Here is a 12,920-nt window from a genome sequence, read left to right as displayed (position 1 = left end):
GCCACCCTGTTGGGGGGTGGTCGGCCGACGCCGGTCGGGGCGTTCCCGGAGGCGTGGCCGGAGCGGGGTCAGGAACCGGGTCGCGCGACCGACGCCTGGTACCGCTGCATGCCGCCGATCCAGCGGTCGTAGTCCGCGCCCTTGCGGCGGAAGAACTCCAGGACTTGCGGGTGCGGCAGGACCAGGAAGCGTTCGTCGCCCGCGGCTTCGACCACCTGGTCGGCGACGTCGAGCGGCTCCAGCAGCTCGCCTGCCTCCAGCACCGCCTGGGCGCCGGCCCGTTCGACGGCGTCCTCGGAACGCGTGCCGGCCATGAGCAGTTCGGTGCGCACGCCCTGCGGGCACAGGCAGCTCACGCGGACGCCGCGCGCGCCGTACGTCACCGCCAGCCACTCGGCGAACGCGACCGCCCCGTGCTTGCTCACCGCGTAGCCCGCCGAACCGATCTGCGTCACCAGCCCGGCCGCGGACGCGGTACTGAAGAAGTAGCCCTCGCCGCGCTCCAGCCACCCGGGCACCAGGAGCTTCGCCGCGCGTACGTGGGCCATGACGTTGACGTCGAGGGCGCGGCTCCAGTCCTCCTCGGTCGCGTCGAGCCCCGCGCCGCCGGTCACCCCGGCGTTGGCGAAGTACAGGTCCACCGGCCCGAATTCGCGCTCGGCCGCGGCGATCAGGCGGGTGATGCCGTCGGTGGACGCGGCGTCGCCCGCGACGGCCTCGACCCGTCCCGGATGGTCGGCCGCGAGGCGCTTCGCGGTGGCGTCCAGCCGTTCGGCGTCGATGTCCGTGACGACGACGCCGCGGGCGCCGTGTTCGAGCAGGCGCTGCGCGATGGCGGCGCCGATCCCGCCCGCGGAGCCGGTGACGACGGCGCCCTTGCCGGTGATCTGCACTCGGGGTTCCCTCCTGGTTCCCTAGAAATTCTCCGCCGCTTCGCGGATGGCTTCGCGGATGCGGTGGTACGTGCCGCACCGGCAGATGTTGCGGATCTCGTCCAGGTCGGCGTCGCCGATCTCGTGTCCGGCGGCCCGGGCCTGCCGGACCTTGGCCACGGCCGCCATGATCTGGCCCGGCTGGCAGTAGCCGCACTGCGCGACGTCGCGGGCGAGCCAGGCTTCCTGCATGGGGTGCAGGTCGCGGCCGACGGTGCCGGGCAGGCCCTCGATCGTGGTGACCTCGTCGTCCGGTCCGACGTCGGCCACGCGCACCGAACAGGGGTTGAACGCCTTGCCGTTGAGGTGGCTCGTGCAGGCCTGGCAGACGCCGATTCCGCAGCCGTACTTCGGCCCGGTCACGCCGAGGACGTCGCGCAGCACCCACAGCAGCCGGACGTCGTCCTCGATGTCGACGGTGACCGGCTCGCCGTTGAGCCGGAAGGAGTGTTCGGGCACGGAGGGCTCCTAGTACGCGCGGTCGCGGCCGTCGGTGGGGGACTGCGGGACAGGCGGGACGGTCGGCTTGGGCTCGAACGCGAGCGGCCCGTTGTGGTTGATCGGGAACGTGGTCGGCATCGTCCCGGTGGCGCGGCGGTACGCGCACGCCACCGCGGCCATCGCCGCCGCGACCGCCAACTCCCCGGCCCCGCCCGGCTCTCCGGTCGTCGGCGGCATCACGACGATGTCCAGTTCGAGCGGGGTGTTCCACTGGCGCGTGTAGAAGTAGTCGTCCCAGCTCGCCTCCAGGAAGTGCCCGTCCTTCAAATGGAGGCTGGAGGTGAGGGCCAGGGCGATGCCGTCCATGATGCCGCCCATCATCTGGGCCTCCAGGCCGCGAGGGTTGACCGCGAGGCCGACGTCGACGGCGCAGACGACCTTCGTCACGCGCGGTCCGGTGACGGCGTCCCGGATCTGCCGCCCGGTGGTCTGCGGGCGGCAGTCGATCTCGGCCAACACGGCGACGACCGAGTGGTATTCGGGGTGCAGCGCGATGCCCTGCGCCACGCCGTCGGGCAACTCCCTTCCCCACGAACCGACTTCGGCGACCTTGTCGAGCACCGCCCGGGCCCGGGCGTTCCGCAGGAGGTCGCGGCGGAAGCGATACGGGTCCTTCCCCATGTCGGAGGCGAGCTGGTCGACGACGAGCTCCTGGGCGCAACGCACGTTGGGGGAGTAGATGTTGCGCATGCTGCCGGTGTTGAACCCCCGGTCGACCTCGTTCAGAAGCTGTGTCACGAGGCCGAAGTTGTACGGGGTCTCCTGCGTCAGGGTGAAGATCGCCTCGGAGAACGCCAGGTCCCCGACCGGCAGGTCGGCGACGGTCGCGGTCAGCAGCTCGCCGAGGCCGTGGCCGAAGTCGGTGAACACCGAGGTATGGCGCTGCTCGTAGCTGAGCACCTGGCCGAGCGAATGCGTCGCGCGCACCCGCGAGAGCGACATCGGATGCGTGCGGCCCTGCCGGGCGTCGTCCGCGCGGTGCCACATCAGCTTGACCGGCTTGCCCATCGCCCGGGAGATCTCGGCGGCTTCGAGCGCCGCGTCGAAGAACAGCTTGCGCCCGAAGGACCCGCCGCCCTCGACCACGTGGACCTTGACCTCGTGCACCGGCAGGCCGAGCCGCACGGCGATCGCCTCCTGCGCGGTGACCGGCGACTTGAGCGAGCCCCAGATCTCGGCGCGGTCGGAGCGGACGTCGGCGATGGCGCAGTTCGTCTCCAGCGCGCTGTTGCCCGCGAACGCGAACGTGAAGCGGAGGTCCACAGCCCGGGTCAGGATCGGCAACGGTGGTACGACGAGTGGGAGTTCCGCCTTGCGGAGCTCGGCGTACACCGAGGCGTCGGAGGCGCCTTCGGCGGTCCCCGGGCCCCAGGCGACGCGCAGCGCGCGGACCGCGTCGATGCACTGGCCGAACGTCCGGCCGCGTACCGCGACGCCTGTCGAGACGGGCACGACGTCGGTGATGCCCGGCATCGCCAGGACTTCGGGGAGGTTCGCGACCGACCGCACGGTGCCGTTGACGGTGGGCGGGCGGCACACCATGGTCGGCAGCGCGTTCGGCACGTGCAGGTCCATCGCGAACTTCTTGCGGCCGGTGACCGAGTCGCGTGCGTCGATGCGGTTGCGCGGCGTCCCGATGACGGTGAACCCGTCGGCCGACTTGAGTTCGACCGCGACCTGAAGCGTCGTCAGACTCGCGGCCTTGGCGGCGAGTTCGCCGTACGTGGCACTGCGTCCGCCCGGCGCTGCCACCACGCCGAGACGGGTCGTCAGCTTCGCGGCGGGCACGCCGAACTCCTCGGCCGCCGCGGCCAGCAGCCGCCCCCGGGCGATCGCCGCCGCGACGCGGATGGGGGTGTAGGTTGAGAAGGTGGTGTTGGAACCGCCGGTGAGCTGGTTGAAGAGCAGTTCGGGGCGGGCGTCGGCCAGCGTGACGCGGATTCTGTCGAGCGGCAGGTCCAGCTCCTCGGCGATCAGCATCGCGCTGGACGTGGTGACGCCCTGGCCCACCTCCGCGCGGGGCAGCGCGAACGACGCGGTGCCGTCGTCCTCGATCCGGATGCCGATCAGGTTCGCGGTCGGCAGCGCGGCGAGGGTGAGGATTTCGTTGAGGTCGGCGAGTTCCGACAGGCCGGGCAGCGAGGGGATCGCGGCCTCGGCGGCGGTGGGGGCGAGCAGTTGCCCGCCGAGCGGCGCGGCGACCGTGAGCGTCGACGCGCCCAGGACGTAGCCGAGGAAGCGGCGGCGGGGCACTCCGCCGGGCGGAAGATCGGCCATCGGTGCTCCTCTGCGGTGAGTTCGCGTCCGGGATCTTCTTCCGCGGCGGTGCCGCGCTCCGCTACCGCGGGACGGCGGCCCGCTGGGCGAGGACCGCCAGCGTGCGTTCGCACCAGCGGACGTTCCCGCGCTCGAAGGACAGGCCGCGCATCAGCGTCAGGTAGGGGCCGATGCGCTCCGCGCCGGCCAGGTAGTCGTCCTCGGAGCGGCCGTCCAGCATGCGGGCGCGCAGATTCTCGTACCTGGTGATCTTGGCTTTGGCCCCGGCCAGGCGCTCCCGCACGGCCTCCTGGACCGCCGCCGGATCGCCCGCGTCGACGGCCTGCACCTTGACCAGGAGCTCGTCGCGGTACGCGCCGGGGCGTGACGGCTCGGCGGTGAACGCGTGCAGGGCGGCCCGGCCCGCCTCGGTGAGGGAGAACATGCGCTTGTTGGGGCGGCGCTCCTGCTCCACGACGCGCGCGGCGAGCAGACCGTCCGCCTCCATGCGCTCCAGCTCGCGGTACAGCTGCTGCGGCGTGGCCATCCAGAAGTTCGCCACCGAGGCGTCGAAGATCTTCGCCAGGTCGTAGCCGGAAGCCTCGCCCCTGAGGAGGGTGGCCATGATCGCGTTGCGCAGCGCCATGGGGGGAGCATAGCCCGCACGCGATTATTCGCGGATGCGACTGGTCAAAAGGATGACTGGACGCTAGCGTCGCCTCCAGGTAGTCAACAAATTGATTATGGAGCGCGCCGGCATGCACCCCTTCCGCAAGGCCGTCGAGTCCGGCGAGCACGCCGCCATCGAGGAACTCCTGGCCGAGAACGTCGTGTTCACCAGCCCAGTGGCGTTCAAGCCGTACACCGGGAAGGCCATGACCGCGGCGATCCTGCGCGGCGTCATCCGGGTCTTCGAGGACTTCCGCTACGTCCGCGAGATGTCCGGGGCGGACGGCCGGGACCACGCGCTGGAGTTCAAGGCCAAGGTCGGCGGCATGGAGGTGCACGGCTGCGACTTCCTGCACGTCGACGAGCACGGCCTGATCGACGACTTCGTCGTCATGGTGCGCCCGCTGTCCGCGGCGCAGGCCCTGGCGGCCGCCATGGCCGCGCAGTTCGACCGCATTCGCGCGGAGGCCCAACGGGCTTAGGACAGGCTCCGCCCCAAGCGGACACCGCGCTTCGGAGCCGGCTCACGCCTCCGAGCCCGGCTCACCCTTCGGGGGCGGCGTACCCCACCGCCGTCTCGACCGGCGCCTCCACATCGGCCGACCCCATCGGCTCGCCCGTCATGCCCATGCGGTGCGGCAGCATCCCGACGATCGCGTCGATGAGGAAGTCGATGAGGAAGCTGATGAGGAACAGGACGCGCTGCTCCGGCTCGTTCGGCGCCTCCCGAGTGCGATCCGGTACGGGTCCTGGAGGCGCTCGGCTGCGCGGACGCCGCGGACGTCGACGTCCCCGCGTGCCGCACAGAAGCCGGCACGGGTCCTGGAGGCGCTCGGCTGCGCGGACGCCACGGACGCCGACCCCCCCCGCCCGCGGCACAGCGGGGTGGGGCGGAGCACCGGTCGCCGCCGCGGCGCCGGGTTCGCCTTCTGGACGGTGCCCAGGTCGCGGCGTGCGCGGTGCGGGTGGCGCGTCCGAGGGGCGTCGTAGGGTGCATATGTGGGGCACGAGCGTGATTTCGCGGGTGAGCGCGCCGACGCGGGTGTCGGGGCGCCGCCGGATGCCGCGTGCGCTCGGGGAGTTTCGTTGGCGGGGCCGCCGGTTGCGGCGGCGCTTCGGCCGTTGATCCGGTCGATCGGTTACGCGGAGTCGTGGTCCGGGCACGGGGCCGAGGTCGTACTGCCTCACGGCGGGCCGCAGATGCTCGTGAACATGCACTGCGACCGACTGGGCTCGGGGCCTCCGGCGGAGCCCGGGGCCGAGCGGCAGACGCGGGGTGCCGCGCTACAGGGGCCGTCCACCGGGCCCGTTGTGGTGGACCCGTCGCAGCAGCGGGCCGTTGTGTGGGTGGCCTTCCACACCGCCGGGGCGCATCCGCTCTTCGGCGTCCCGCTGTCGGCCGCGCGCGATCGGCTTGTCGGGCTCGACGACCTGTGGGGCACCGACGGCGCGGTGTTGCGCGAGAGGCTGCTTGAGGCCAATGCGGTCGGCGGGCCGCAGGCGTGCCTGCGGGCGCTGGAGGCGGCCCTGCTCGCACGCGTCGAGGCCGGCGCCGGGCCCGATCCGGCGGTACGCGCGGCCGCCGCGCGCCTCGACCGCGGAGCGTCCGTCCGGGAGGCGGCCGACCAACTCGGTTGGACGCCCCGGAGGCTGACCGCGAGGTTCGACGTGCAGATGGGGCTCTCGCCGAAGCGGTACGCGCGCGTCCGCCGCTTCCAGCACCTGCTGGCCCGCGTCAACGCCGACCCCCGCAACCCCGACTGGGCCGCGCTCGCCGCCGAGGGCGGATACCACGACCAGGCGCACCTGATCCACGAGTTCCGCGACCTGGCCGGTATGACCCCGACCGCGTACGTGCCGCGCTCCGCCACCGAGCCCAACCACGTTCCACTGGACGGGTGACGGGTCCGGTGCCCGCCGATTTCTACAATCCCCGCGGCGGGGTCGCGCGGATCATGAAGGCATGACGAACAGCGGTGACAAGAACAGCTCTGACAAGAACAGCACCGGAAAGCAGGCCGTCAACGGGCTCTACCCCCGTCTCGTCGTGTCCGACGGGCCGAGGGCCATCGACTTCTACCGCACGGCGTTCGGCGCCGAGGAACTGGAGCGCTACACCGATCCGGACGGCCGGATCGTGCACGCCATGCTGCGGATCGGCGGGGTGCGGGTCGCGGTCAAGGACGAGGCCGACGGCGATCCGTCGCCGACCACGCTGGGCGGCTCCCCGGTGATCATGGCCGTGGACGCAGCCGACCCCGACGCGACCGCCGAGGCCATGGTGCGCGGCGGCGCGACCGTGGTCTTCCCGGTCACCGACCACGACTACGGACAGCGTGGCGGGCGTGTCGCCGACCCGTTCGGCCACCTGTGGATGGTGTTCCGGACGAGCGAGGACCTGACGCCGGAGCAGATCCAGGAGCGCACCACGCGCATGCACAGCTGAGCGGCGGACGGGAGCCCGCCGGGTGGCGGGCTCCCGTCGTCGGTCAGTCCAGGCAGAACTCGTTCCGCTCCGGGTCGAGCATCACGATGAAGCCCGTGCCCATCGGCGGCTCCGGCTCGTAGCGCCGTACGCGCTCCGCGCCCAGCGCGACCAGCCGGTCGCACTCGGCCTCCAGCGCCGCCATCCGCTCGTCCCCCGTGAGTCCGGGCGCGACGCGAACGTCGAGGTGGACCCGGTTCTTGGCGGTCTTGCCCTCCGGTACCTGCTGGAAGAAGACCCGCGGGCCCCGCCCGTCCGGGTCCTCCAGCGCGGACCGGCTGTTGCGCTGGTCCTCGGGTACGCCGATCTTCGCCAGGAACTCGTCCCAGGCGGCGAGCGGGTCCGCGCCCGCGGGCAGGTCGACGCCGGGCGGCCCCGGGTGGACGTAGCCCAGCACGTCGCGCCAGAAGGACGACAACGCCCGCGGGTCGTGGGCGTCGAAGGTGACCTGGAATTCGCGGCTCATGGGATCGCTCCGTTCATCGGGAGGTGCGGGTACGAGGTGGTCTTTACAGGGTCGCCTTGCGAGCCGGCCTTGTGAGGCCGCCCCTGCGACGCGGCTCTCACGCGGTACCCGCTTCAGCGCGGGTTGTGCAGGAGGAGGTCGCGCAGCAGGCAAACCTCCGCCGTGTGGTGGATCAGCTCGCGGTGGACGTGCAGGACGAGGTCGGCCATCGGCGCGTCCGGGAACGGCTCGGCCTCGCCCATCGGGCGCCGCAGCCCGGCGTCGCCGAGGCCGCGCACGCCGTCCAGCCACAACGCCACCTGCGCGTCGAGCTGACCGAGCGCTTCGGCCGCGGTCCCGGCGTACTCCCACGACTCGTACGAGGCCGCCGGTGCGCCGAAGTGCTCGGCGTTCCTGGCCGCGAGCACACCGGCGATCAGATGCCCCAGCCGCCACGCGATCGTGGTGAACGGCGCCGGCTCCGGTCCTCGGGGGTCGTAGTCGATCCGGAAGCGGCCGGTGCCGAGGCGCACCGGCGCGGTGGAGGTCCCGACCGGGCGTACGCCCCAGGCGTCGGGCACCGGTGACCACGAGTACTCCTCATCCGTGAGGCCGTCGAGCCGTTTGCGCACCAGGTGCGTCCAGTGGAACTCCCATTGCGTGCACAACGCCTCATTCCAGGCGGATTCATGTGCGTCCATGGGGCAACCCTGGCATTGATAGCGGACAGGATACGTCCGCTATCTCTGGCAGGGTGGACGCATGGCGGACGCCGACGGGCTCGACACGACGGAGCGGGTGCTCACCCTGCTCGGCCTGCTCCAGCAGCGCAGTCTCTGGACCGGGCCCGACCTCGCGCGCCACCTCGGCGTCACCGTGCGGACCGTCCGCCGGGACGTCGAGCGGCTGCGCGCCCTCGGCTACCCCGTGCATGCGGAACAGGGGGTCGGCGGCGGATACCGGCTCGGCGCCGGGCAGGACCTGCCGCCGCTGCTGCTCGACGACGAGGAGGTCGTCGCCGTCGTGGCCGCGCTGCTGACCGGCGCGGGCGGGGTGGGCGGCGTCGGCGGGGTGGGCGGCGGGAAGGCCGGGGACGCCGCGCTGCGGGCGCTGAGCAAGCTCGACCGGCTGCTCCCGGCCCGGCTGCGGGAGCAGGTGCGCGCGCTGGCCGGGTCGGTGGCGTCGTTCGGCGGCGGAACCGCGTCCGCCGACCCCGCGGTGCTGATGCTGCTCGCGCGGACCTGCCGGGACGAGGTCGAGGCCGCGTTCGACTACCCGCCGTCCGGCCGGGCGGCGGGCGGGAGCCCCGTGCGGCGGCGCGTCGAGCCGTACCGGCTGGTCGCCTCCGACCGGCGCTGGTACCTCCTCGCCTACGACCTGGACCGCGAGGGCTGGCGCAGCTTCCGCGTCGACCGGATGACCGGCGTCTCGGCGCGGACGTTCCGGTTCCGGCCGCGCGAGGCACCGGACGCGGCGACGTACGTCCAAGAGGGCGTGGCGAGCCGGGTCTACCCGCGGCAGGCGCGCTTCCTGGTCCACGCGCCTGCGGAGACCGTGCGCACCCAGGTCTCCGCGTCCGCGGCAGTCGTGCGTCCGGCCGGCCCCGACCGCTGCGAACTCCTCAGCGGCGGCGAGCGTTTGGACAGCGTGCTCCTCCATGTGCTGCTCCTGGGCCACGACTTCGAGGTCGTCGACCCGCCGGAACTGAGGGAGCAGTGCCGCGCCATGGCCGAACGCCTGTACGCCGCGGGCCCTTCGGACGGGTGAATCGGACGGCGGCATCCGCCCTTGGGCGACTGTGCCGATCGGGGGACCCGGCGGGCTACCGGGGGAGAACGCCCGCAACGGGCGCGGGCGAGGGGCGTCCCGGTCGGCGCGGGCGCCGGGGCGGGCGACTCCGGCACCTTGGGGCCCCGGGTGGCGCTCCCGCGCGGTCACCCCGGCGGGCGCGGGCGTGCGAGCGGGGGAATCACGGCCGGTCCCGGTGGCATTCCCCCGCGACGGGGAAGCAGCACCGTATGACTGTCGCATCCGTGAACCCCGCCACCGGCGAAACGCTGAAGACCTTCGAGTCCCTGAGCGCGGAGGAGGTGGACGCGCGCATCGGGCTCGCGCACCGCACCTTCCGGGAGTACCGGCGTACCGCCTACGCCGACCGGGCGCGCCGGATGAACTCCGCCGCCGACGTCCTGGACGCCCGGCGGGACGAGATCGCCCGCGTGATGACCGCCGAGATGGGCAAGCCGATCGCCGCCGCGCGGGCGGAGGCCGCCAAGTGCGCGACCACGATGCGGTTCTACGCCGAGCACGCGGAGCGCTTCCTCGCCGACGAGCCGTTGGCCGACCCGTCGCGGGTCAAGGCGTCGGCGGCCATGGTGCGCTGGCAGCCGCTGGGTGTCGTGCTGGCGGTGATGCCGTGGAACTTCCCGCTGTGGCAGGTGGTGCGCTTTGCGGCGCCCGCGCTCATGGCCGGGAACACCGGCCTGCTCAAGCACGCGTCCAACGTGCCGCAGACCGCGCTGTTCCTGGAGGAGTTGTTCGCGGAGGGCGGGTTTCCGCGCGGTTGCTTCCAGACCCTGCTGATCGGGTCGCGGCAGGTCGAGGGCGTGCTGCGGGACGCACGGGTGGCGGCCGCGACGCTGACCGGCAGCGAGGTGGCCGGGCGGGCGGTGGCGTCCGTGGCGGGCGACGAGGTCAAGAAGACGGTGTTGGAGCTGGGCGGCAGCGACGCGTTCGTGGTGATGCCGTCGGCGGACCTGGACGCCGCGGTGGCCACCGCGGTCACCGCCCGGGTGCAGAACAACGGGCAGTCGTGCATCGCCGCCAAGCGGTTCATCGTGCACGAGGCGGTGTACGGCGCGTTCGCGGACGCCTTCACCGCCCGCATGCGGGACCTTCGGGTGGGCGATCCGGCGGACGAGGCGACGGACGTGGGCCCGCTCGCCACCGAGCAGGGCCGTACCGATGTCGCCGAGCTGGTCGCGGACGCCGTCGCGCGCGGCGCCGACGTGCTGTGCGGCGGCGAGGTGCCGGACGGGCCCGGGTGGTTCTACCCGCCCACCGTGGTCGCCGGCATCACGCCGGAGATGCGGATGGCCGAGGAGGAGGTGTTCGGTCCGGTGGCGCAGCTCTACCGGGTGGGGTCCGCGGACGAGGCGGTCCGGGTCGCGAACGCCACGTCGTTCGGCCTCGGGTCGGCCGCGTGGACCACCGACGCGGCCGAGCGGGAGCTGTTCGTGAACGAGTTGGAGGCGGGCGCGGTGTTCGTCAACGGCATGGTCGCGTCGTCGCCGGACCTGCCCTTCGGCGGCATCAAGCGCTCCGGCTACGGCCGAGAGCTGGCGGCCCTGGGCATCCGGGAGTTCTGCAACGCCAAGACGGTGTGGGTGGCCTGATCGGCCGACCGCGCGCACTCCCGACCGGGAGTCCCGGTCGAGCGCCCCGCTGCCGACGGCGCCCGCCCGGTGTCCACCGGCGGTGCCCGGAGAACCGGCGCCCGCCCGGTGTCCACCGGCAGTACCCGAGAACGGAGCCCGCCGACGCTCAGCGGTACAACTCCAGGACGGTGTGCCCGCACCGCCGGCAGCGGCTGCCCCCGTCCGGCGGCCAGTCGTGGGCGTCGTCCAGGCACGCGGCCTCGGCGCGTACGGTCACCAGTGCGCACCGCGCGCAGCGGGTCATCGCCGCGCCGGGTAACGCGCCCCAGACTTGTCCGGCGACGATGCCCGGCACGCCCGCGGTGGGCGTCCCGGCACAGGGCGGTTGGCGCGCGGTGCTGAACTCGACGGCCGCGCACTTGGCGCACGTCCACCGGTTGGTGTGCCCGCCGTCGCCGGATCGGCCCATGTACACGTGCTCCCACGTGTGCGCACACCCGGTGCTCGTCGTCATGTCCGGTCGTCTCCTTGCAGCCATCGGGCCAGCGTCGCGGTGATGGGGGCCCGGGTGGCGATCTCCTGGAAGCCGAATTCGGGATTGGCGTTGGCGTCCAGGAACCACAGTGTGCCGTCTGCGGATTCGGCGAGGTCGAAGGCGATCAGGTTGAGGCCCGCCCGGAGGCGGTAGCGGCGGAGCCTGTCCGCGGTGGAATCGTCCAGGTCCTCGGCACTGTAGCGGCAGTCGTTCGGGCGTGTGCGCCAGTCGAGTTCCGCTTCGGTGATGCGGCAGGCGAAGACCTCGTCGCCGACCAGGGTCACCCGCCAGTCGGCGGTCTTCGGGGTGACCTCGCGCTGCAAAAGGCACAGCGCGCCGCCGATGCCGGCGAGGTCGTCGCCGGGGGTGATGCGGAAGACGGGGGCGAAGTCGGTGAACCGCTGCGTGGTCGGCTTCACCACGGTCGGACCGCCCGCGATGAACGCGGACGCCTCCTGCGCGTCCGTCGTCACCAGGGTGTCCGGGACGGCAAGGCCCACCTGGTGGGCGAGTTCCAACTGCACGGGTTTGGGACGGATGCGCGCCACCGCCGCCGGAGTGTTCATCCAGTGTCCGGCCGCGGTGGCGTTGTGCAGCATGCCTTCGAGCAGGCTGGTGGTCTCGTCGGCCGCCCACGCGCGGTCGCCGGTCAGGTCGCGCGCCGGGGTCGGCTTGCGCCACCACACGGCCGCGCCCGGCGGTACGACGCGGTTGTCCACCAGGCACGGCCCGTCGGGGGCGGGCGCGTTCAGGATGGTCCCGGGGCGCAGGCGCCCCGGGTCGAGGCGGACGAAGGTTTCGCGCGGGAGCCCGCGTACGACCATGTCGGCCGTGTAGTCGTCGTCGCTGGTGACCACGACCACGCGGACGGCCCGCGTCCGGGCGGGCATTTCAGTCGTCGTCCTTCTTCGCGCCGATGGGCGGCGGATGGTTGGTGATGGTGAAGCCGAACATGACGGACCCGACCGTCTCCACCAGGACCGCGCCGTCGCCGTCCAGGACGTTCAGCCCGGCGTTGGGGTCGTAGTGGTGGGCGGGGAGCCCGGCCGGTGCCGGATCCGGCGACGGGCCGCCTCTTTCGCGCAGTGCCAGATAGCTCATGGAATTCTCCGTCTCGGTACGGGAATCGGGGCGTCGGCTGCCCAGGGCACCGCCCCGGGGGAATCGGGGCGGTGCCCTGGTCGGGTCGGGGGCTGTCGGGAGTTCCGGGGTCGGGTCGCAGGCGCGGGCCGGATGCGGCGGATGCCGCGGACCAGGTGGGCACGTAATCAAGACGCGTGAGCAGGGGGCTGGGGCTACTCGCGGACGTCCCGGGGTCGCGGTCCGGCGTCAGGTCGGGGCCGTCGGGCCGGCCGCGACCGTGCTCGGGCCGGTGGTCCGCTCGTACGCCTGTCGGGCAGGCGCCCCCGTACGCATGTGCCGGTGCCGGACATCGATCACTCCTTGTTCGGCAACAGACGTCCCTGTCAGTCCTGTTCGTTAGACGACGTTCGCTGGGCGACGGATCCATGCAGTTGGTCCGGATCTCCGGAACCACGGTCCAAACAGTTGCGGACAGCTACAGATGCAGTGCCCGGAATTGTGCTTGGCAAGCCGCGCGGGCGCGTCATCCCGCGGAACGAACATGCGGAAATCCGTGCCGACAACGGGTTGGCGGGGATCCCGGGTGCCGAGAAGCGGGCCCCACACAAGCGGGAGGGGCGGGCCAACGGATGGCCCG

14 protein-coding genes are annotated in these 12,920 nt (G+C 72.8%); 5 read left to right on the top strand and 9 right to left on the bottom strand.

Annotated features, from left to right (window positions below):
• Positions 1 to 68 precede the first annotated feature (68 nt).
• From ACRX5S_RS25295 to ACRX5S_RS25280, 4 genes are all read right to left on the bottom strand, one after another.
• The gene (locus ACRX5S_RS25295) at positions 69 to 893 is read right to left on the bottom strand and encodes an SDR family oxidoreductase (RefSeq protein WP_436775380.1); all 825 of its coding nucleotides are present in this window, start codon (positions 891 to 893) and stop codon (positions 69 to 71) included.
• A gap of 21 nt (positions 894 to 914) precedes the next feature.
• Positions 915 to 1,391: a (2Fe-2S)-binding protein gene (locus ACRX5S_RS25290; RefSeq protein ID WP_436775379.1), complete on the bottom strand. Its 477-nt coding sequence runs from the start codon at positions 1,389 to 1,391 to the stop codon at positions 915 to 917.
• Positions 1,392 to 1,400: 9 nt separating this feature from the next.
• Complete coding sequence (locus tag ACRX5S_RS25285; protein ID WP_436775378.1) at positions 1,401 to 3,710, bottom strand: molybdopterin cofactor-binding domain-containing protein; 2,310 nt, start codon at positions 3,708 to 3,710, stop codon at positions 1,401 to 1,403.
• Between the two features lie 61 nt (positions 3,711 to 3,771).
• Positions 3,772 to 4,335, bottom strand: coding sequence for a PadR family transcriptional regulator (locus tag ACRX5S_RS25280; protein WP_436775377.1), 564 nt, complete (start codon positions 4,333 to 4,335; stop codon positions 3,772 to 3,774).
• Positions 4,336 to 4,447: 112 nt separating this feature from the next.
• Here ACRX5S_RS25280 and ACRX5S_RS25275 point away from each other — a divergent pair, with 112 nt between their 5' ends.
• From ACRX5S_RS25275 to ACRX5S_RS25265, 3 genes are all read left to right on the top strand, one after another.
• Positions 4,448 to 4,840 carry a nuclear transport factor 2 family protein gene (locus tag ACRX5S_RS25275; protein ID WP_436775376.1) on the top strand — a complete coding sequence of 131 codons (393 nt, stop codon included), beginning with the start codon at positions 4,448 to 4,450 and terminating at the stop codon, positions 4,838 to 4,840.
• Between the two features lie 517 nt (positions 4,841 to 5,357).
• Positions 5,358 to 6,260 (top strand): helix-turn-helix domain-containing protein, encoded by a 903-nt coding sequence (locus ACRX5S_RS25270; protein ID WP_436775375.1) that lies wholly within the window; start codon positions 5,358 to 5,360, stop codon positions 6,258 to 6,260.
• Positions 6,261 to 6,321: 61 nt separating this feature from the next.
• Complete coding sequence (locus ACRX5S_RS25265; protein WP_436775374.1) at positions 6,322 to 6,804, top strand: VOC family protein; 483 nt, start codon at positions 6,322 to 6,324, stop codon at positions 6,802 to 6,804.
• Positions 6,805 to 6,847: 43 nt separating this feature from the next.
• On the opposite strand, the gene ACRX5S_RS25260 is transcribed toward ACRX5S_RS25265, so the two are convergent.
• Both ACRX5S_RS25260 and ACRX5S_RS25255 read right to left on the bottom strand, forming a co-directional pair.
• Positions 6,848 to 7,309, bottom strand: coding sequence for a VOC family protein (locus ACRX5S_RS25260; RefSeq protein WP_436775373.1), 462 nt, complete (start codon positions 7,307 to 7,309; stop codon positions 6,848 to 6,850).
• Between the two features lie 113 nt (positions 7,310 to 7,422).
• Positions 7,423 to 7,989, bottom strand: a complete 567-nt coding sequence (locus ACRX5S_RS25255) for a DinB family protein (protein ID WP_436775372.1) — start codon at positions 7,987 to 7,989, stop codon at positions 7,423 to 7,425.
• A gap of 61 nt (positions 7,990 to 8,050) precedes the next feature.
• On the opposite strand from ACRX5S_RS25255, the gene ACRX5S_RS25250 reads away from it, so the two are divergent.
• Complete coding sequence (locus tag ACRX5S_RS25250; protein ID WP_436775371.1) at positions 8,051 to 9,055, top strand: helix-turn-helix transcriptional regulator; 1,005 nt, start codon at positions 8,051 to 8,053, stop codon at positions 9,053 to 9,055.
• Between the two features lie 251 nt (positions 9,056 to 9,306).
• Positions 9,307 to 10,683 carry an NADP-dependent succinic semialdehyde dehydrogenase gene (locus ACRX5S_RS25245; RefSeq protein WP_436775370.1) on the top strand — a complete coding sequence of 459 codons (1,377 nt, stop codon included), beginning with the start codon at positions 9,307 to 9,309 and terminating at the stop codon, positions 10,681 to 10,683.
• A 148-nt stretch (positions 10,684 to 10,831) separates the two neighbouring features.
• Here ACRX5S_RS25245 and ACRX5S_RS25240 read toward each other — a convergent pair whose 3' ends face one another.
• From ACRX5S_RS25240 to ACRX5S_RS25230, 3 genes are read right to left on the bottom strand one after another with little or no spacing between them, the layout of a single operon-like run.
• Positions 10,832 to 11,179: a hypothetical protein gene (locus ACRX5S_RS25240; RefSeq protein WP_436775369.1), complete on the bottom strand. Its 348-nt coding sequence runs from the start codon at positions 11,177 to 11,179 to the stop codon at positions 10,832 to 10,834.
• Positions 11,176 to 12,090 (bottom strand): hypothetical protein, encoded by a 915-nt coding sequence (locus ACRX5S_RS25235; protein ID WP_436775368.1) that lies wholly within the window; start codon positions 12,088 to 12,090, stop codon positions 11,176 to 11,178. The genes ACRX5S_RS25240 and ACRX5S_RS25235 overlap by 4 nt, the downstream gene beginning before the upstream one ends.
• A gap of 1 nt (position 12,091) precedes the next feature.
• On the bottom strand, positions 12,092 to 12,301 hold the full coding sequence (locus tag ACRX5S_RS25230) for a hypothetical protein (protein WP_436775367.1): 210 nt from the start codon (positions 12,299 to 12,301) through the stop codon (positions 12,092 to 12,094).
• Positions 12,302 to 12,920: the final 619 nt, after the last annotated feature.

This window comes from Yinghuangia sp. YIM S09857, assembly GCF_051388915.1.
Taxonomy (GTDB): Bacteria; Actinomycetota; Actinomycetes; order Streptomycetales; family Streptomycetaceae; genus Yinghuangia.
The sequence above is the reverse complement of the archived record's forward strand: the minus strand, read 5'-3'. Positions and strand labels throughout refer to the sequence as shown.